This is a genomic window from Pedobacter immunditicola, from assembly GCF_037482985.1.
In the GTDB taxonomy this organism is placed as follows: Bacteria; Bacteroidota; Bacteroidia; order Sphingobacteriales; family Sphingobacteriaceae; genus Pedobacter; species Pedobacter immunditicola.
Genome location: NZ_JBBHKC010000011.1, coordinates 109,652 through 129,446 on the forward strand (window position 1 = coordinate 109,652; position 19,795 = coordinate 129,446).

General features: G+C 39.8%; 20 protein-coding genes. 8 read left to right on the forward strand and 12 right to left on the reverse strand.

Going from position 1 to position 19,795, the window contains the following annotated elements; genetic code table 11:
- Window positions 1-7: 7 nt before the first annotated feature.
- Window positions 8-1,912, reverse strand: coding sequence for a DNA topoisomerase IV subunit B (locus WG905_RS17870; RefSeq protein WP_339593122.1), 1,905 nt, complete (start codon window positions 1,910-1,912; stop codon window positions 8-10).
- A gap of 374 nt (window positions 1,913-2,286) precedes the next feature.
- Here WG905_RS17870 and WG905_RS17875 point away from each other — a divergent pair, with 374 nt between their 5' ends.
- Window positions 2,287-3,627 carry a DEAD/DEAH box helicase gene (locus tag WG905_RS17875; protein WP_339593123.1) on the forward strand — a complete coding sequence of 447 codons (1,341 nt, stop codon included), beginning with the start codon at window positions 2,287-2,289 and terminating at the stop codon, window positions 3,625-3,627.
- Window positions 3,628-3,783: 156 nt separating this feature from the next.
- On the opposite strand, the gene WG905_RS17880 is transcribed toward WG905_RS17875, so the two are convergent.
- The 4 genes from WG905_RS17880 to WG905_RS17895 all read right to left on the reverse strand — a co-directional run bounded on the left by WG905_RS17880 (window position 3,784) and on the right by WG905_RS17895 (window position 6,567).
- Window positions 3,784-4,518: an acyl-CoA desaturase gene (locus WG905_RS17880; protein WP_339593124.1), complete on the reverse strand. Its 735-nt coding sequence runs from the start codon at window positions 4,516-4,518 to the stop codon at window positions 3,784-3,786.
- A 246-nt stretch (window positions 4,519-4,764) separates the two neighbouring features.
- A complete protein-coding gene (locus WG905_RS17885; RefSeq protein WP_339593125.1) occupies window positions 4,765-5,262 on the reverse strand; it encodes a cupin domain-containing protein in 498 nt (165 codons plus the stop codon).
- A 38-nt stretch (window positions 5,263-5,300) separates the two neighbouring features.
- A complete protein-coding gene (locus tag WG905_RS17890; RefSeq protein ID WP_339593126.1) occupies window positions 5,301-5,672 on the reverse strand; it encodes a response regulator transcription factor in 372 nt (123 codons plus the stop codon).
- Window positions 5,673-5,832: 160 nt separating this feature from the next.
- On the reverse strand, window positions 5,833-6,567 hold the full coding sequence (locus WG905_RS17895) for a carbonic anhydrase family protein (protein ID WP_339593127.1): 735 nt from the start codon (window positions 6,565-6,567) through the stop codon (window positions 5,833-5,835).
- Window positions 6,568-6,828: 261 nt separating this feature from the next.
- On the opposite strand from WG905_RS17895, the gene WG905_RS17900 reads away from it, so the two are divergent.
- Window positions 6,829-7,938, forward strand: coding sequence for a glycoside hydrolase family 76 protein (locus tag WG905_RS17900; RefSeq protein WP_339593128.1), 1,110 nt, complete (start codon window positions 6,829-6,831; stop codon window positions 7,936-7,938).
- A 127-nt stretch (window positions 7,939-8,065) separates the two neighbouring features.
- Complete coding sequence (locus WG905_RS17905; protein WP_339593129.1) at window positions 8,066-8,218, forward strand: hypothetical protein; 153 nt, start codon at window positions 8,066-8,068, stop codon at window positions 8,216-8,218.
- 71 nt (window positions 8,219-8,289) lie between these two features.
- Here the strand turns inward: WG905_RS17905 and WG905_RS17910 are convergent, their stop codons facing one another.
- Window positions 8,290-8,886, reverse strand: a complete 597-nt coding sequence (locus WG905_RS17910) for a GIN domain-containing protein (protein ID WP_339593130.1) — start codon at window positions 8,884-8,886, stop codon at window positions 8,290-8,292.
- Window positions 8,887-9,124: 238 nt separating this feature from the next.
- Here WG905_RS17910 and WG905_RS17915 point away from each other — a divergent pair, with 238 nt between their 5' ends.
- Window positions 9,125-10,528 carry an alkaline phosphatase gene (locus tag WG905_RS17915; protein WP_339593131.1) on the forward strand — a complete coding sequence of 468 codons (1,404 nt, stop codon included), beginning with the start codon at window positions 9,125-9,127 and terminating at the stop codon, window positions 10,526-10,528.
- A gap of 107 nt (window positions 10,529-10,635) precedes the next feature.
- Here the strand turns inward: WG905_RS17915 and WG905_RS17920 are convergent, their stop codons facing one another.
- Complete coding sequence (locus tag WG905_RS17920) at window positions 10,636-10,986, reverse strand: DUF6717 family protein (RefSeq protein ID WP_339593132.1); 351 nt, start codon at window positions 10,984-10,986, stop codon at window positions 10,636-10,638.
- Window positions 10,987-11,124: 138 nt separating this feature from the next.
- Here WG905_RS17920 and WG905_RS17925 point away from each other — a divergent pair, with 138 nt between their 5' ends.
- Window positions 11,125-11,562 (forward strand): DoxX family protein, encoded by a 438-nt coding sequence (locus WG905_RS17925; RefSeq protein ID WP_339593133.1) that lies wholly within the window; start codon window positions 11,125-11,127, stop codon window positions 11,560-11,562.
- A gap of 12 nt (window positions 11,563-11,574) precedes the next feature.
- Here the strand turns inward: WG905_RS17925 and WG905_RS17930 are convergent, their stop codons facing one another.
- The 3 genes from WG905_RS17930 to WG905_RS17940 all read right to left on the reverse strand — a co-directional run bounded on the left by WG905_RS17930 (window position 11,575) and on the right by WG905_RS17940 (window position 14,925).
- Entirely contained in the window at window positions 11,575-12,372 is a 798-nt protein-coding gene (locus WG905_RS17930; RefSeq protein ID WP_339593134.1) for a phosphatidylinositol-specific phospholipase C/glycerophosphodiester phosphodiesterase family protein, read from the reverse strand.
- Window positions 12,373-12,445: 73 nt separating this feature from the next.
- A complete protein-coding gene (locus tag WG905_RS17935) occupies window positions 12,446-12,670 on the reverse strand; it encodes a hypothetical protein (protein ID WP_339593135.1) in 225 nt (74 codons plus the stop codon).
- A gap of 89 nt (window positions 12,671-12,759) precedes the next feature.
- Window positions 12,760-14,925 (reverse strand): beta-glucosidase family protein, encoded by a 2,166-nt coding sequence (locus tag WG905_RS17940; protein WP_339593136.1) that lies wholly within the window; start codon window positions 14,923-14,925, stop codon window positions 12,760-12,762.
- Window positions 14,926-15,137: 212 nt separating this feature from the next.
- Here WG905_RS17940 and WG905_RS17945 point away from each other — a divergent pair, with 212 nt between their 5' ends.
- Window positions 15,138-16,394, forward strand: coding sequence for a YdcF family protein (locus tag WG905_RS17945; protein ID WP_339593137.1), 1,257 nt, complete (start codon window positions 15,138-15,140; stop codon window positions 16,392-16,394).
- 24 nt (window positions 16,395-16,418) lie between these two features.
- Here the strand turns inward: WG905_RS17945 and WG905_RS17950 are convergent, their stop codons facing one another.
- Window positions 16,419-16,661 (reverse strand): hypothetical protein, encoded by a 243-nt coding sequence (locus tag WG905_RS17950; protein ID WP_339593138.1) that lies wholly within the window; start codon window positions 16,659-16,661, stop codon window positions 16,419-16,421.
- A gap of 303 nt (window positions 16,662-16,964) precedes the next feature.
- Here WG905_RS17950 and WG905_RS17955 point away from each other — a divergent pair, with 303 nt between their 5' ends.
- A complete protein-coding gene (locus WG905_RS17955) occupies window positions 16,965-18,071 on the forward strand; it encodes a Fic family protein (RefSeq protein WP_339593139.1) in 1,107 nt (368 codons plus the stop codon).
- Window positions 18,072-18,098: 27 nt separating this feature from the next.
- Here WG905_RS17955 and WG905_RS17960 read toward each other — a convergent pair whose 3' ends face one another.
- Window positions 18,099-18,887, reverse strand: coding sequence for a CHAD domain-containing protein (locus WG905_RS17960; RefSeq protein WP_339593140.1), 789 nt, complete (start codon window positions 18,885-18,887; stop codon window positions 18,099-18,101).
- Between the two features lie 193 nt (window positions 18,888-19,080).
- On the opposite strand from WG905_RS17960, the gene WG905_RS17965 reads away from it, so the two are divergent.
- On the forward strand, window positions 19,081-19,608 hold the full coding sequence (locus WG905_RS17965) for a hypothetical protein (protein ID WP_339593141.1): 528 nt from the start codon (window positions 19,081-19,083) through the stop codon (window positions 19,606-19,608).
- Window positions 19,609-19,795: the final 187 nt, after the last annotated feature.

Here is a 19,795-nt window from a genome sequence, read left to right on the forward strand (position 1 = left end):
AAACAGCTTACGAAATATCAACCACATCTTCTGTAACTGCGGCCACCGCAGCATCTGCATCTGCCGAGATCAATTGTTCAATGGTATCTTTTTCAATTCTAAGGTTACTGATGATATGTTTCTGGCGATCCGGCGTATTCTTGCCCATATAATACTCGAGCAAACCTTTAATGGTCTGCTCTTTTAGGATTACAGGATCAAGTCTGATGTCTTTACCGATAAACAAGCCAAATTCATCAGGGGATATTTCACCCAAACCTTTAAATCTGGTGATTTCAGGTTTTGATCCTAGTTTCGCAATGGCTGCCTTGCGTTCCTCATCACTATAACAATAGATCGTTTCTTTTTTATTACGCACCCTGAACAAAGGCGTCTGCAGGATATAAACATGTCCGGCGCGCACCAAATCCGGGAAAAACTGTAAAAAGAAGGTCATCATCAGCAACCTGATGTGCATCCCATCCACATCGGCATCCGTCGCAATCACAATATTGTTGTAATGCAAGCCCTCCAGCCCATCCTCAATATTCAGCGCATGTTGCAAAAGGTTAAACTCTTCATTCTCATACACTACCTTTTTGGTGAGTTCATAACAGTTTAGTGGTTTCCCCTTTAAACTAAAAACCGCCTGACAATCGACATCCCTGGATTTGGTAATCGACCCTGAAGCAGAATCCCCCTCGGTGATGAATAAGGTTGTTTCATATCTTTTTTCATGCGTGGTATTGAAATGCACCTTGCAATCGCGGAGTTTTTTATTGTGCAAAGAAGCTTTTTTCGCACGGTCATTAGCCAGCTTCTTAATTCCGGCGATATCTTTTCGCTCACGTTCAGACTGAAGGATCCGCTTTAACAATGCATCCGCCACATCTGAATGCCGGTGAAGGTAGTCGTCGAGTTCCTTCTTCACAAAATCATTAATGAAGGTACGTACCGATGGCCCGTCTGGCCCCATATTTTGAGAGCCTAATTTTGTCTTGGTTTGCGATTCAAAGACAGGTTCCTGCACCCTGATAGAGATGGCTGCAATTATGGAAGACCGGATATCCGACGCTTCATACTCTTTCTTATAGAATTCACGGATGGTTTTTACGACAGCTTCCCTGAAAGCAGCCTGGTGTGTCCCCCCCTGGGTGGTATGCTGGCCGTTAACAAAGGAGTGATAATCTTCACCATACTGCTGTCCGTGGGTCATCGCAATTTCAATATCATTGCCTATAAGGTGAATGATCGGATAACGGAGATGATCTACATCAGCTACTTTATTCAAAAGATCATACAAGCCGCGTTCAGAGAAAAACTTTTGACCGTTAAAATTAACAGTAAGTCCAGCATTCAGGAACACATAATTCCAGATCATACTCTCCACAAATTCAGAAATATAATGGTAGTTTCTGAAGATGCTTTCGTCAGGATAGAACGTGATGGCTGTACCATTGCGCTGTGTAGTATCAATGATGGGATGTTCCATCACAATTTCACCTTTGGAGAATTCTACTTTTTTGGTTTTACCATCACGATAAGACTGAACGACAAAGGAATTCGACAAAGCATTAACGGCTTTTGTACCAACACCATTTAAACCTACAGACTTCTGGAAAGCTTTACTGTCGTATTTACCGCCCGTATTGATCTTGGAAACACAATCGATCACTTTACCCAAGGGAATACCACGACCATAATCACGGATATTCACTTTATGTTCAGACACAGTAATTTCAATCGTACGGCCGGATCCCATCACAAACTCATCAATCGAGTTGTCAAAAATCTCTTTCAACAAAACATAGATACCGTCGTCTTGGGCTGATCCATCGCCCAATTTTCCGATGTACATACCTGGGCGCAATCTAATGTGTTCCTTCCAGTCGAGTGACCGTATGCTGTCTTCGTTATATTTTGGTTCTGCCATGATGATTTGTAGAATTGTAGATTCGCAAATTTAAGGAATTTGAGGTGAAAACAAGTCTTTTAAGACTGCTTCGCAATATTTAGATAATAATGCCCCTCATAACACCAAATGCTCAGTATAATTCAAAAATGCACAATTAAAAGTATGTTTCCGCAATTTAAAATGATGGTTGTTAGCCTTGGCAAAAGGAATGGGGATTTACAATGATAATCCGGCTGCGCTTCAAATGGTGTTTACCTGTTTCCAGGTTTTATTCTTATTTATTTTATTGGAAAGCTACTCTGGAGTAAAAAATCGATATAACGTAAAAAATATATGTATCTTTGCACCGAAATGAAATTTGTTCATTCTATTATACATTAAACACTTACATATTGTTATTCAACGAATTAAACCTGATTGAGCCAATTTTATCTGCGCTGGAATCAGAAGGTTATACTCAACCTACCCCCATACAAGAACAATCAATTCCAACTATATTAAAAGGCAAAGACCTCTTGGGCTGCGCACAAACCGGCACCGGAAAAACTGCCGCTTTTGCTATTCCCATGTTGCAATTGTTGCACAAGCCACATGCAAATACAAAGGGACCAAGGCCCATTAAAGCTTTAGTACTTACACCTACACGTGAGCTTGCCATTCAAATAGAAGAAAGTTTCAAAGCTTATGGCAAAAACCTGCCCCTAAAACACCAGGTTATTTTTGGTGGTGTAGGACAAAAGGCCCAAACTGATGCCTTACAAAGGGGTGTTGATATCTTAGTAGCAACACCAGGAAGGCTCCTGGATTTGATGGGTCAAAACTTCATTAACTTGCGTGAGTTGGAAATATTCGTTTTGGATGAAGCCGACAGGATGCTGGACATGGGTTTTATCCATGATGTAAAAAAAGTAATTGCTAAACTTCCTGCAAAAAGACAAACTTTGTTTTTCTCGGCAACAATGCCCCCGGAAATTCAAAAGTTAGCCAATACGATACTTAACGAACCAAACAAAGTTGAGGTAACACCGGCATCAACTACCGCAGAGAAAATTGTGCAATCAATTTATTATGTGGCTAAAAATGACAAGAGGACTTTACTCAACCACATCCTGCAAGATAAAAATATTCAAACGGCATTGGTATTTACACGCACCAAACATGGCGCGGATAAAGTTGTTAAAGACTTAATTAAAGTGGGTATTAAAGCAGAAGCTATCCACGGTAATAAATCACAAAATGCCAGACAAAGAGCACTGACTAACTTTAAAGACAGAAGCACCCGCATTCTAGTGGCAACTGATATTGCTGCACGTGGTATTGATGTTGATGAATTAACGCATGTGATCAATTATGAATTACCAAACATTCCAGAAACTTATGTACATAGAATTGGCCGTACTGGCCGTGCAGGATTAAGTGGCATCGCTTTTTCCTTCTGTGATGCTGAAGAAAAGGAATATTTAAGAGATATAGAAAAGCTGATCGGACTACCATTACCAGTAGCTGAAGATAATCCTTATGCAATGAGCTGGCAAACCCTGATGGCGAAACAGGAAGATCAACCTAAAAAAGGAAAATCTACTGCATCGAATCACCGCAGGGGTCCTCATGCAAATACAGCTTCAGAAACTGCTAAAAGCAAAAGTGCACCACGAGGTGATCGTGAACCAAACCTGAGCGGTGCAAAGAGAACACCAAAAAGTGGCAGCCGTCGCTGGAGCGGCAAGAGCTAAGCTTTAAAAAACGATACAAACAAAAAAAGACCTTGATTAAATTTCAAGGTCTTTTTTTGTTTGAGTGAAGGTTTAATTCGAAATGAAGCCATTACTAGCTCTTCACTACTGAAGTTTTATCTTCCGATCGTAAGTCTTTCTCGATTTCAAGTGTGGCTAGATTTTAGTCTTTCTGATTTTGATGATACGCATCCAGTGCATCAATTTCAACAAAGGATATGTAGGATCAAATTCAAACCATTTAGCAGCAAAATTAGGGCTATTCGGTCTCATATGGTGGTTGTTTTGAAACAACTCCCCTAACATCAGAAAATCTAATGGTAAAGAGTTTTTGCTATGGTCTTTGTTATCGAAGTTGGAATAACCATATTTATGTCCGCACCAGTTGACAATTGCACCATGGATTGGTCCCATTAAAAAATGAATTGGCAATAAAAGAAACATCCACCACTGCGTGGCAAACATCACATAGAAACCAACATAAAACAATATAAATGTCAATCTGGTTAACCAGGCATCGCCGATTCTGTCTATGAAAGACCAGGTTGGATAATTCCCCCGGAACTGCTCTTCAGGTTCAGTTTTATACTTCACATGATCCAGGTAAATATTTTTAGTCTGGATCATCAAGCCCCAAACGTCTTTGATAAAATGTGGGGAATGTGGATCCTTCTCCGTATCGCTATAAGCATGGTGCATGCGGTGCATAATTGCATAAGCCCTTGGATTTAAAAAGGATGATCCCTGCGCTAAAAATGTCAATGTATAAAAGAATTTCTCCCAGAAGGGGTTCATTTTAAACATTTTATGAGACGCATAGCGGTGAAGGAAAAATGTCTGCGAAAAAAGAGACAGAAACCAGTGTAGGAGAAAGAATACTAAAATAATCATAAATTTATTGTGCCCTAGCGGATTCACATCCGTATTTGTGTACTTTAATAACAAAAGTACTAAAAGAAAAGTTCTGTTGGGTGCAAATAAGGTAAGGAATTTTTAGAAATGTATTTGGTTATGTTCCATTGAGTTAATGCAGAAGCATCAATGCAAATTCAGCAAAGAAAAACGCTAAAATAGGAAGAAAAGTTGTGAAACATCCTTATTCCAATTTCAGGGGAATAAGGATGTTTTATTTAATAATTATCTACCAAAATCGTCTTGGACCCTAACGATATCACTTTCATCTGAAGGCTGATCTAGATCAGTATGCTGCCAGATTTCAGAAACAATACCCCAATCATCAAGGCCGATTAAACGGTGTCTTTCTCCCTTTTCGAGTTTAATCTGCGTGCCGGGAGTTAATTTTTGTAATTCACCTTCTTCATCAGTATCACTGGTCACTACGCCTACAGTTCCACTCACTACCTGCCAGATTTCCGCACGACGGTGGTGATATTGCCATGATAAGCGTTTTTCAGGAGCTACAACTAATATTTTAGGGCTTAATTTACCGCTGATCTTTAAATCATCAATATTTAAGCCATCAAAATAAACATTGGCAAACTGTTGTGCTTGCTCCTCATCTATAACAAAGAAACCACCCCATGGACGGGTATCATCAACATTAACAACATTAAAGCCTTCGATTTTAAGGCGTTGAGCTATACCGCTAAATATTTCTTTTTTCTGATCTGACATCGTAATTTATCTATTGAGGACCAAATATAGTAAAATATTTATTTTACGGTTTTTCCGATTAATTTGTCGATCCTCGTGACAATATAATCGATGTCAAAAGGTTTCTTGATATAATCATCAGCACCAGCTTCTATACTCTTAGTTTTATTCTGGTCATTTGCCGACATCACGATAACGGGGATATGTTTAGTAAACAGATCACCCTTTAGATCAGCACATATTTCAGCACCATCACCATCCGGAAGCATGACATCAAGAATGAATAAATCTGGAACTGAATCCTTTAACTTTGTTTTCAACTCTTCAAATGAGGAGGATAGTTGTAATTCGTAGCCTTCGTCTTTAAGTAGAAACTCTATTATATATCTAATATCAGTATCGTCTTCAAGAACGTGTATTCTTTTTACCATAATATATTATATTATCTTTTGAAAAGCATTACAAGCAACAACGTTGCCATAATTATCAAACAGCTTTGTTTGTTACAAAATTATAATGAATTTCAATAGGTTAATAAATGAGTATTGAATTTTATCCAATATGCATATTATTTACCAAAATACGAATAACTTATTTAAAAAGCACCCTTCCAGTCTCCATGTCATATACCGCACCAACAATTTTAATGGTCCCTTCAACTTCCATCTGGTTTAAGATCACACTTTTAGCCCTGATATTATCGACACTTACCTTCACGTTCTCTGCACATACATGGGTTAAATAAGCCGGATTTGCAGAAGTTTTATCTCCAACAAAATCCTCGGATGCGTTTACTGCAGGTTGTATTTTCTCCAGTAAAGAAGTGATATTTCCCATTTCTACTTTGTCGACCGCAGACCTGATGGCACCACAATATTCGTGGCCCAAGACTAAAATCAGTTTAGATCCCGAAACCTTACAGGCATACTCTAAACTTCCCAAAATATCTTCATTCACAATATTTCCAGCAACCCGCAGCACAAAAATATCACCTATACCCTGGTGAAAAACATCCTCAACTGGCACCCGTGAATCCAGGCAGGATAAAACAACAGCCAAAGGATGTTGCCCAAGAGAAGCATGCCGCATTCTTTCCGAATTATTCCTTACGGTGACTGCACCCTTAACAAAGTCCTGATTTCCTTTTTTTAAAATTGACAGAATAGTGTCAGGCTCGAGGGCGCTTTGTTCTTCCGCAGTTAATATTTTCCCACAGATCACATCACTGGCTTGAACCTGCTCCTTTTCTTCTTTCTTATTTTTACGGGTGTATAAAATGATCATTCCCAGGAGGGAAACTAGCAGTAAAAATTCGAAAGTACTCATAGTGATTTCAACGATTGTTGTAATTATGTTGCAATTTTACGGGTTTTTGAGGTTAAATCGGAGATAAAATTTAATTAATTTAAGAATTGCCGCCACACGGAGCATTTTGACGAGCCTAAAAGGGGAATAATTTCCGCTTGTATCTTTTTAAGATATACTATCTTGCAGTAACAAAACTGATTCATACTGCAGGTCAACTTAAAAAAATAGTATAATCACAGATGATAGCTTTATCGCCATTAAAAACCCAACTATAAACAAATGAAAACAAGTTCCCTTATTTATTTAGCCCTATCCATTGTTTTAATTCTTGGTGTAACTAAGGCAGTCGGAACCAATCTATCGGATCATATGAAAGCCGTTAACAACCGAAAAAACACCGTTAACACCATTCATAAAAATATCGAAAAACACTTCTTTAAACCACAAACCGGGCTTTACCTCGAAACCACTACCCTATCAGAAAACTTCAATAAACACTCGTGGTTATGGCCATTATGTGCGCTCATTCAGGCAACCAATGAAATGGAAGCACTTGAACCAAAAAAGGACTATATGTCTGTGGTGGTAAAAGCAATCGACCAGTATTACAATGATGCCGCACCCGCCCCGGCCTATCAGGATTATGTCACAGCGGAGCGATTAAGCTCAAGGTTTTTTGACGATAATCAATGGATAGCTATCGCTTACCTTGATGCCTATCAGCGTAACAAAAAACCACTTTATCTGGAAAAAGCAAAAATGATTTATGAGCACATGGTGCTCGCCGGACTTGACAACGCTGCTGGAGGTGGACTTTATTGGAAAGAAGGGGAAAAAGACACTAAAAACACCTGCTCCAACGGTCCGGGGATCTTGGTTGCGTTACAGCTTTACAAAGTGACCAAAGAACCGAAATACCTGGAGATGGCCAAATCGTTATATACCTGGACAAATGAACATTTACAGACACCCGAAGGCCTATATTGGGACGCAATTAAAATCCCTTCGTTGGAAATTGATAAAAGGTTATTCACCTACAATACAGGTACCATGCTGGAGAGTAATGTTCTATTCTATCAGCTTTTAGGTGATAAAAAATACCTGGCAGAAGCACAGCGAATCGCAAAAGCAGGCAGGTCTCATTTCTTTAAAGACGGAAAAATCGGCGGCAATTACTGGTTTAACGCGGTGATGCTAAGAGGATATGCAGCGTTGTATAAAATTGACCACAATAAAGATTGGATCAATTTCTTTGCAGTAGAGGCTGATCGTGTATGGGCAACAGAAAGAGATAAAGATAATCTACTTGGCAGCAAACCAGTAAAAGAGTTAATTGACCAGGCAGGTATGTTAGAGATTAATGCCAGATTGATTCAGCTTAATTTTTAAACCGCCAGATACTTGAATTTTTGCAATGTAAAATTAAATAAAGGGTCCGGCATTCATACGACCATTACAGGTTGAAACATTATGTTAATTAAATTCTTATTCCGACATTTATTAGAAATATACAAATATGGAAATAAACTATTGGTGGGTAGGCCTGTCTTTACTGGCAATAGTCCTTCTCATTATCTGGATATTTAAAAAAGACCAGAGAGACAAAAGAAAGTATGAGCAACAAATCATGCAGTCTGAAATAAAGCCGGAAAAACATGACCAGGACTAAATAAAGGAGGTTGATCATTTTATGTGATCAACCTCCTTGTTCGTTAAGTTTGTTGGGCTTATCCAAGCTTATCATCGATTAATTGCTGCATAGGTTGGTTTTGAAGTCATTGCCTCTGTTTTCCCAGCATTAAAATGGTGCATTTTTAAAGTAGCGTACTCCGCTTTTTCCAGGATATGAACATCTGATTGGCCGGTCAGTTTCAAATCGGACTGATCTTTAATCACAGTATACAAGCTCTTGGTGTTTACATTGACATTTGCTTTAGCATCGTCCTTCAAAAAGATCTGCAATGCATCCATGTTAAAATCACCTCTGGTTTTTACCATCGCGGTATTCGAGGCATCAATTCTTTTCAAGTCTTTCAGGTAAACATAAATGGTGGCACGACCGGCTTCAGCACTGTTGATGAATAATTTAGGTCCACGTTTTTTAAAGGAAACATTGGCTTCGTTATCACCGAATGGAACAACTTTGATATCTTCCTTATCTGAATGGATCAGGTATACATCTACATCCCCAGTTACCACCACCATATTTACTTTCATGGCGCTTGCTTTAACGGTAGCCTTTTTAGGGCTTTCTGTAGCAAAGGTTGTAAATGCTGTTGTTGCTAATAATACCGCTGTTAATGCTGTTGCGAATGCTGTTTTGATTGAAGTTTTCATATCCTTATTTTTAATTTCTTTTTTAATTCTTTGGATATAAGACGACTCCATTTCGGAAACGTTTCAGCAACAAACAGGGTTTTATACCAGGTTAAACAAAATATCGACCAACTGGCGATTTTGTTATACTACCGGAAATTAACCGTATTATAACTACCTGCTCCAGGTAACTAAACTTAACATGCTATTAACACCCAGATCAATTGAAAAAGCTTAATTTGTGCATTAAACAAAGTATATGAAAAGAAGAGATTTCTTTCGCAACAGTGCACTAACAGTTCTTGGAACTGCGTTAGTTAATCCATTTCGCGCCGAAGCATCTATTTTTACGCCGCCTGCCCCATTGGCAAAAGCTGGAAAAGCTAAAAATATAATCTTTATGGTGAGCGATGGGATGAGCACGGGCACCTTAAATATGGCCGACCTCCACCTTAACCGTAAATTCGGCAGGCAAAGTAACTGGTTAAGTTTATATCGTGAGAATCGTTCCGTAAGGGCTTTAATGGATACAGCATCTGCAAACTCCATGGTTACAGACTCTGCTGCTGCCAGTTCTTCCTGGGGAGGTGGTGTAAGGGTAAATAATGGCTCCCTAAATGTTGGCCCCGGTGGCGAGCAACATAAACCCATCCTTCAAAAGTTTAAGGATGCCGGAAAAGCTGTAGGCTGTGTGACCACAGTACCCATCACCCATGCAACACCTGCAGGCTTTTGTGTTAATGTGAGCAGTCGCGGCGATCAGTCCAAAATAGCAGAATTATATCTTCCTTTAAAATTTGATGTCATGATGGGTGGTGGCACACAATATTTTGACGCTTCCAAAAGGAAGGATGGAAAAGATATGTACAAAGAATTTACTTCAAAAGGATATTCTTTAGCCCGCAACAGACAGGAAATGCTGAATTTAAAGACAGGCAAACCTGTTATAGGAACTTTTGCTGATGATGGATTACCTTATACACTGGATCGTAACCAGGACAAAACGCTTCAGGATACCGTTCCAACACTTGCCGAGATGACTACGAAGGCAATATCTTTAATGAGTTCCAATAAAAACGGATTTGTGTTACAAGTGGAAGCGGGCAAAGTAGATTGGGCTGCACACGCCAATGATATTGGCGCATTGCTTTATGAGCAGATTGCTTTCGATGAAGCTTTGGCAGAAGCATTAGCCTTTGCAGAAAAAGATGGCAATACCCTCGTTATTGTAACCACCGATCACGGAAACTCAAATCCCGGTTTATTTTCCGGCGACAATGCCAACTTTGATCGCATCGGGAAGTTCACCCAAACCAATGAGGCCTTACTTCAACAGATAAACAGAAACTATACACCCTCACAGGTAATTGACAAAATAGAGTCATCGCAGTCGATGGTCATTACCTCCAAAGAAGCCGATGTTTTACTGGCACATTATCAGCAGAAAGATAAAAGCGGTTTATATAATACAGAAAATCTACCTTATAAAATGTTAGCTGATATCCAGCAAAAATATACCAATGTAGGGTTTGGCTCCATGGATCACTCATCAGACTACGTAGAACTAGCCATGGTTGGTCCGGGAAGCGATCTGTTACAACCATTTGTTAAAAACACAGATTTACACCAGTTAATGTTAAAGGCAACAGGCGTAAGAAGTTAAACTGTGGTTATCTCTCCATCCTCCCGGACCCCGATACAGGTTCCATCAAAGATCCCGGCTCAGGGTTCGGGATGACGAAAATTGCCCCTCGATCATTCCCACATTAATTATTGCTTTTTAAAATAGATTTTTTGGGGCAGGCCCTTAAATATGAATTTCGTAACTTCACAAAGCCACATTTTATGGTTTATTTCTTCCGCCTGGTAAGTTTTAAGCAGATAATCTCCGCCCCCGCCCTGATCTAAAATTCTCGCTTTTTCTAAAGTCAGCTCCTCAGCCCCATTAAAAGGTTCATCACTTAACTTCAGATAACATTCATTAGCTTGGCCACTCACCGTATCGAGCATGGTGTCTGCACCCTCTACCATTTCAAGCTCTGCCTTCGGACCCATCCATCCTGGCAGATCAATATACCATTCATCATTTAAGTTTTTATAAAATCTATATATACCCTTCATAAATTTTCAGTTTTGGTTTCCTGGAAAAATAAGCTCCATTCAAATTGATCGGGCTGGAATTCCAACAGTAAATTATCATAAAATTTATTGTAATGCATAGGAATATTTTGTAAATTCAAGAAACCAATATATTTTGTTATGAACCTACTTACAAAAATCCGTAACTGGGGCGATCAACACCACCCAAAATGGCTTGACTATTTCAGGATCGTATTGGGCTTAATCTTAATATGGAAAGGGATTGCATTCTTTGCCCATTTAGATGCATTCACGAAGTTAATGAATGACACTAATGTTATTGGAGCGGCATTCATTAGTTTGGCGGCACACATTATTATTCTACTACACATTATCGGCGGATTTCTTATCGTGATCGGTTCACATACCCGTATGTCCTGTCTACTCAATTTGCCAATCCTTTTGGTTGCTTTGTTTTTTGTAAACCTGGGTAATGATTTATTCCGGCCCTATTCAGAAATCTGGTTATCTGCCTTTGTCCTGATCGGACTAATCTGCTTTCTGATTGAAGGTGATGGAAAAATATCAATTGAATACGAGAAAAAAATAGCAGCTTAAAACTGCTACATATTACATGTTGGTGTTTTTATGAAGGTAAAACTGCTTCAGTTTTTCAGGATGGTCTGTATTAATCCATCCTACACCAAGCTGCTCCAACACCGTCCAGGTGTTCGGGTTGTCCACCGTAGCCCAAAACCTGAACGGTTTATGCAGTTTCTTCGCCTGTTTTACAAGCGCCCTTAATTTATCCAGATCAGTTTTGGGAAGCATCCCGATCCCCTTCCATTTCGTATACTTTTTAAGATCATCACTGATCATGGCGACCCGTTTCAATTGTTCTTTGGTGTACTCGATATAAGGGCGGCCATCGAAAAAAATGTATTCAGGGTAGTTTTTAAATTCATGAGGAGCAGGCATATTACCACTAACCACGATCCGTATGGCTTTGGAATTCATAGCGCTATTAAAAGTTTGCTGATAGGCCTTCAGTTCCCTGATAAGGATCGGAAGTACCTGTTTATGGTTCGCCTTGATGTCTATAACCAATTGAAGGTTTAATCTCGGATCAGGATAAGGCTTATTGCCACTCTTCATATAAAAATCCGCCAGCGGATCCAGGTACATCTTTTTCAATGTAAGGTTGTTGCTGATGTCCACAGAATCATGAGCAACACATAACTCACCATTGCTTACAAAAATATCAGCTTCGATAGAGCCCATGCCAGCATGATAAGCATTGATCAAAGGAATCTGCTGGTGGTAATCATTGTGGCTATGACCTTGGTTATAAGACAAACGGATCTGAGCCTCTGCCTGCAGGGTAAGCAGGAGGCCTAAGCAAATTAAAAAGTTACGGAAAGTTTTCATAGGGTTTTCACCAAAAATACCCTCAAGATAAATCTTTAATATTAAGAAATCTTAATATTAAAGATTTAATGAATTACACTTCATTTATCATGATCAGATCACCAATCTTACAAGCATAATCATAACTGATCGAACCGATTTTTTTCCAGATTACGCCGGCAGCGGTTAAGTCGATAAACAGGGTCCCGAGTTTTTCTTGATCGTTAAAAACATCATAAGTTCCGTCATACATAGGGAAAACAGTAAGCTTAACCCCACACAATTCAATTTCATAAGGTTTTATAATCAATTGATGCATAAATTTAAATTATTAAATTATTAAATTTAACGTTAATATAATTTGATATTGATGAAGATATTAAATATTATCTGAATAAAATAATTTCGTTAGCTGAACTTCAAATTAGCGTGGATATTTCTTGAAGATGACCCTATCAGGATTTTAGTCTCCCCTGCCACACGTTTCCAACTTTTGGTTTTCACGTCCCAATAAGACAAGGACCTTGCCTCTACAGGTATAGAAACACGCTTGGTTTGACCTGGTTCTAATTCCACACGTGCAAAGCCAGCTAATTTACCCGGCGCTTGTGGTAACGCTGTTGTAGATGGCAAGCCGAGGTATAGCTGTACCACTTCAGCGCCAGCCACATTTCCAGTATTCGTCACATCAATTTCAACAGTCACAGCCTCTTCATAAGCCGTACCGATTTCGGAGCCCTTTTTACTCACCTTAGGACTTTTATATTCAAATGTGGTATAAGAGAGTCCGTGTCCGAATGGATACAGCGGTGCAATTTTATTTTTATCAAAATGGCGATAGCCCACAAAGATACCTTCAGAATACCTGGCTGTATTATTAACGCCCGGGAACTGCTCTTTAGTATTTGCAGGAAGATCTTTCAGTTGTTTAGGAAAGCTTAAGGGCAATTTGCCAGAAGGATTAACTTCACCCACCAGAATGGAGGCCACTACATTCCCATCTTCCTGACCAGGATACCATGCTTCCACAAGCGCAGGTACTTTATCTACCCAAGGCAACAACACAGAAGAGCCGGTTTTAATGACTACGATGGTTTTCGGATTAGCCGCAGCTACTTTTTCAACCAGGTCATTCTGCGCTTTTGAAAAAACAATTTCAGTGTCCATGCCCTCAGTAGTGAACAGGTTGAGCATAACAATGGCAATATCCGCCTTTTTAGCCATCACTACAGCTTCAGCAGCATTCTTACCATCGGATGAGCTGAAAGCAACATTAGCACCAAATTTGTTTTTTAAACCTTGTAAAGGCGTAACCGTGTAAAGTGGAACTACATGTGAACTTCCACCTCCGCCTGCCGCTGCCTTATCAAGCTGATCACCGATGACAGCAACCGATTTAATCTCTCCCTTTTGAAGTGGCAACAAGCCATTTTCATTCTTTAGCAACACGATGCTTTTTTCTGCAATTTCGCGCGACACGGTACCATTGTCTTTTGCAGGAATTTTACCAGCAATTTTTTGATCCTGATCAAAAAAGCCAAACTCATACATGGCAGCGTAACGGCGGACAAGCATTTCATCTAAAACAGACTCCTTCACTTTTCCACTTTTCACTGCAGTTAACAGCGAATCACCATAATAAATACCGTTAGGCATTTCCAGGTCCAGGCCTCCTAAAGCGGAAGCCACAGTGCTATGGGTGGCGCCGAAATCTGAATATACAAAACCTTTAAACCCCCATTCTCCCTTCAGGATATCATTGAGAATGTAATTGTTTTCTGAGCTAAATACCCCGTTAATCTTATTATAGGCACTCATTACAGCGGCCACCTTACCTTGTTTTACTGCGGCCTCAAATGCCGGCAGGTAAATTTCCCTCAAGGTGCGTTCATCGATAATTTCATCTACAGACAGCCGGTTGGTTTCTTGGTTGTTGGCGGCAAAATGCTTGGCTACAGCCATGGCACCTTCACCCTGGATGCCCAGTATATTATGAACAGCAATTTTGGAGGTTAGAAAAGGATCTTCACCAAATGCTTCAAATACACGCCCGCCCTGCGGCACCCTGGCTATATTCATCGAAGGCGCCTGCATCACGGTATAATTTAAAAGAATGGTTTCCGAACCCTGTATTTTTCCAAATTGCTGCGCAGCATCCACATCCCATGTAGCTGCAAGGCCTATAGGCGATGGAAGTGCTGTGGCGGGATCTTGTGGGTGATTATCGCCAGTTCCTACGCCAGACGGACCATTGACAAAACGCATTGCCGGAATATTCAGGCTGTCGATGCTATCTACCCTACGCGGCATCAATAGCAATGAAGGGTCCTTTTTAGCGTCCTCAAAAAGCTTAGCTACTGCCTCATCAGTCATTTCCATAGCAGGGGCTGCACCATGTAACTGCGCAACTTTCTGCTCAAGGGACATCTTTGAAACCAGTTCCCTGGCTTTCTCTTCTGCTGAGGAGGAGGCTGAAGAACCGTTGGAAGTTTTATTGTTATTGCATGCTGAGATCCCAATTACACAAAATAAAATCAACGGGATCAATAAGGGCGTTTTTTTAAAGTGCTCCATAAATTTCTAATAAAGACTGACATTAGAAAATGGTCCAACTCGTTCGAATCTGTTCTAATATAAATAGATTAACAAAAGATAAACCCAAACAGTTTTAAAGTATATACACAATGAGTAAGTGTCTTATGGATAAGATTACACCAAAAAAAACCTTAAATTAAAGTTCTTATTAAATTAACCTTTACTTAGCATTGCCATATTACTTTTAACGGATGAAATGTTTTTGCACATCACTATTATTTCTGCTGCTGACAGTCAACACCTTCGCACAAAAAAATCAACCCGATCAGCAATACAAAATGCACTATTCGGACAATTATGTTTTAGCCAAGAACTATTACCTTTTAAATCTTTTTAACGAGATCGGACCCTTAAAAAATCTTTTAGAGAAAGACCCCGTTCTCTGTAAAATCAACGAACAGAAGCGTCTGGAAATCAAAACGGCTTTGAAGAACTGCGGTGACGATTTATCCTGCCTGGTAGCTGCCATGAAATTCAGTGATTCGCAAATGAAGCAAATCAGCACCCGTTTACAAAATTTATACAGCACAAATAATGAATTAGGGAAGCTTGTTAGCGAACATCTTATTCCATCTGGCAGTTACGGACTTTATGCAAACTTTGCACCTAAAGAAATTCTGATTAAAGCCTGGGAACAGGATGCAAAAGGTGTTAACCACGCCATCAGCGTTTATGCGGAAGGAAAGGCACCTAATTACCCGAAAATCGATTCCCTTGGAGCTAAGGTGAAAAGCAAAAGTTATTTGGGCAATGTCTTTACCAGCGCAGATCTATCCCTGGCACAAACCACAACAAACAAGCTGTTCTTTGCACCCTCATTAACTTTCGCCTTACAGAGCCTCGAACTTGACGATCGCAACCAGATTGCCGATTATGAGCCCATGGAGAAAACTGTTAATCAAGCAGCTTACGAATACAGCAAGCAGGTGAATTGGGATAAATACAAATACAGTATCATTCTTGTTCCCGGAGCTGGTCCAGATCAGTATGATGTGGCATTAAGTGGTGGCGGCATGTTGAGATGCAGGCTGGCGGCTTTACAATACCAAAAAGGCCTTGCCCCTTTTATCATGGTGTCAGGAGGAAAAGTGCATCCTTATAAAACCAAATACAATGAAGCGCAGGAGATGAAGAAATTCCTCATAGAAACTTTAAATATTCCCGAGCATGCTATCCTGATGGAGCCACATGCCCGTCATACCACTACCAATATGCGTAACGCGGCAAGACTAATCTTCAGGTATGGTTTCCCTATGGAAAAGCCTGCTTTAACTTCCACGCTTAAATCTCAAAGTTATTACATCACCGATACCGTTCAAAAACGCAGCGAAAAAGAATTAGGTTACCGTCCTTATAACAACGGAAAACGCTTATCTGATACCGAAGCAGAATTCTATCCTTTATCGATCTCCCTTCAATTGGATTTCGATGAACCTATGGATCCGTAAAGGTTTACCTGAACAGCACTTTTATCACTGCATACACAGTAGAAATTTTATCGCCAGGAATTTCCAATCCACCTTTACATAAGTCAAATCCAGGCCTATGGTCCATCGATCAGACAAATTGAAAAAGATACCTGCACTGGGCTGGAGATGAAGTGCAAAGTCTGATTTAACCCTTTTGCTATACTTGTTTTTAAATTGGTAGTCGGTTTCGGTTTCCTGGCAACTATAATAACTGGCATTGGTGATGATTTTTGAGGCTGATGCCATAACTCAGGTTAAAAATCAATCCTGCATGTCCCCTTCGATAGTCATCTCCTGCTTGGAAACCATTGTCTTCGATTGAACTTTCAATCAAAGACAGTGCGGGAAATTTCGGTTTTCTGATATAACATGTAATCGGACCAGCATTTTGACGAGCGCGATGCTGGTGATTAAAGATAATTTAAAAGGTGATTAAAGGTACGGTGAATTCGGTTTATAATGGGATTGAAAAAGAGATGAGCCGATTAATTTATTTAATCGGCTCATTATTTGATTATATTTGAGCCAATTAGTACAAATAATCGGCTCATGACTTATAGCTGGCAACATACAAACTGGCCTCAATTCACCTATTCTGTAGAGAAGCTTCCGGAGCTTTCCTTTGCCTTTGCGCAGGAGATAGGATTAATTGAGGGGCTTGTTTTGGGTTTGAATGAAGAGATTAAACAAGAGGCTTTACTGGAAATCTTGATCTTAGAAACGATTAAAACTTCTGAAATTGAAGGGGAATATCTTAGCAGGGAGGATGTAATGTCTTCCATCAAGAATAACTTAGGACTACAAACATTCGCTGCTGTAAAAGATAAAAGCGCATTAGGTATCGGCAAACTCATGAGCGAAGTCAAACGATATACAGATCAGGATCTGAACAACGATATGCTTTGCTCCTGGCACCAGATGCTGTTCATGCATCATCCTAAGATCAAGGGCGGCTTTTGGCGAACAGGAGCTGAACCGATGCAGGTCGTATCAGGCGCATACGGCCGGCAAGAGATCCATTATGAAGCTCCACCCTCGGATCGTGTCCCTGCTGAAATGGATCAGTTTATCAAATGGTATCATCAGCCTGAATTAACTGTCGGGGATGTTATTTCTAAGGCCATCCTTAAATCTGCTATCGCTCATTTATATTTCGAATCCATTCATCCTTTTGAAGATGGCAATGGACGGATAGGCAGGGTTTTAGCAGAATTTACACTCTCCCAAGGCTTAAGGCGACCTGTAATCCTCTCTTTATCAAAAGCTATTGAAAAGCAAAAAAAGCAGTACTATGAACAACTGAAACAAGCACAACGCAGTTTAGACATTACAGCATGGGTATATTACTTTGCGCAGGTGATCATTGAAGCACAGATAGAGGCAAAGGAATTAATATATTTTACCCTGCGGAAGGCAAAATTCTTTGATCGTTTTCAGGCACAACTCAATGAACGGTCGTTTAAAGTCGTTAACAGGATGTTTAATGAAGGCCCGGCTGGTTTTGAAGGTGCGATGACTGCGATGAAATATATGGCTATCACCAAAACCTCCAAAGCCACAGCGACCCGCGATTTACAATACCTGCAAGAAATTGGCGCATTTAAACAAGAAGGCGCAGGGCGATCAGTGAGGTACCAATTAAACTTAAATTATTAATGCTATAGGTAAACGAAGGATTTTCAGCTAATTGCTTTGGCCGTTATTCTTTAAAACTGCTTTTTGCCAGAAGTCTGCAGAGATACTTACAAGACCCTCCTCAAGATTTTTCAGCTGCAGGTTAAGCTTATCGACAGCCTGCCTTTCTTCCTTCATTTGATCTTTGAATAAGTCGCGCGCCAACATACTATCATGCCATTGACCCAGCTGATCCTGAACCTGATCCAGGTAAGGAAGGTTGAGTTTCAATTTACCTTTCATGCTTTTATCGGCAATCTTCTGGTTGTACAACAAATTTTTGAGCCGCTTCCGACAATCATGCATATGATCATTAAATTCCCGTTTGGCAAATGCAAGCACTACCCTATCTAGTTCTGCCTCGTAAAAATCCGCAATTTCCGAATTGCCAATACTGCTCAGCTCACCTTTGATCTTGAGGAGCGTCTTTTCAAGGATCATTTCGTATTTCTTGCCGTTTTTTTTAAACCTCCCCATTTCTTTAAACATGAGGTCGGTTTGCGCCTTGTGGAATGCGGGTTCTTTAACCTGGAACTGATCTGCAAGCTGAAGGTGGATATAGCTATCCCGGATGATACCTGCATGTCTAAAGATCTTTTTTACCGGGCCGAAAAGCTTTAACAGCTTTTTGTTTTTCTTGTTGATGGTATACAGGACCAACAATGATTTAATCTTTTTGACTTGTACACGAAATTGGTGCAGCTGCTCGGGATTTTCAGTTTTTAAATAGGACTTTAATGCAGGCTTTAATTGCTTCCAATTTTTCTCTAAAAGCCTTATTTCTGCTCCAGCTTTCATCAGTGAATCATTAACCTCGCTTTATCTACATTCAGGGACATAATTTGTTTTGACACGAGCCAAATTTGTTAGGGATGAAGACGAAAACAACCGACAAAGTCAAGGTCTCTTAGGTTAATTGCTTAAAGTATGTCTTACGATGTTTAATTGTGCAGACAATATTTATCTTTGCGAAAATTAAATCAAAAGTAGGATGAAAAGAATTGTTACCATGTTATCAATCGCGCTTGGGCTAATGAGCACCACTGCGATTGCACAGACTACATTAAAGGAATTAAAAGCTGGAAATATTTTCTATGTAAGTATTCCAAACTATATGAGTAGAACCACTGGGTTGAATTCATCTTCTACCATACAGTACAAAAGTGCTGTCAAAGACGTATATGGATTTGTAATCGAGGATCCTAAGGAAGATCTTGTACTAGCGGATCTCCAATTTTCATCTATCAACGAATTTTATGAACGTTTCATCGCTGACTTTTTAAAGAACGAAGGTAAAAGGCAGGTCTCAAAGCCAGTCTATCAACAAAAAGGCGGAATTAACTTTGCAGAATGTGATTTCACTTATTATGACAAGGATGTAGAAGGTGAAATCTATTACCTTGTTGGGATTGTTGAAACGAAAGTTTCTTTTTACAAAGTCCTGTCTTGGACAACAGCTGCTAACAAAGATAAATATAAAGCAGATTTTCAAAAGATATTATACAGCCTGAAGGATTAAGTGGCTTAGTGCATATCGTTCAGCTTTTTATCCCATTTGGTCAAGTGCCAGCTAAGTGCTGATGACATTATAGTGAAAGCACCATGAATGCACCATGAGTACAGGGTCAGTCCACGTTTCTTCGGCAAAACGTAGATTCACTGTGGACTCATGGTGGACTCACTGTGGACTCAACATAAGCCGTCGC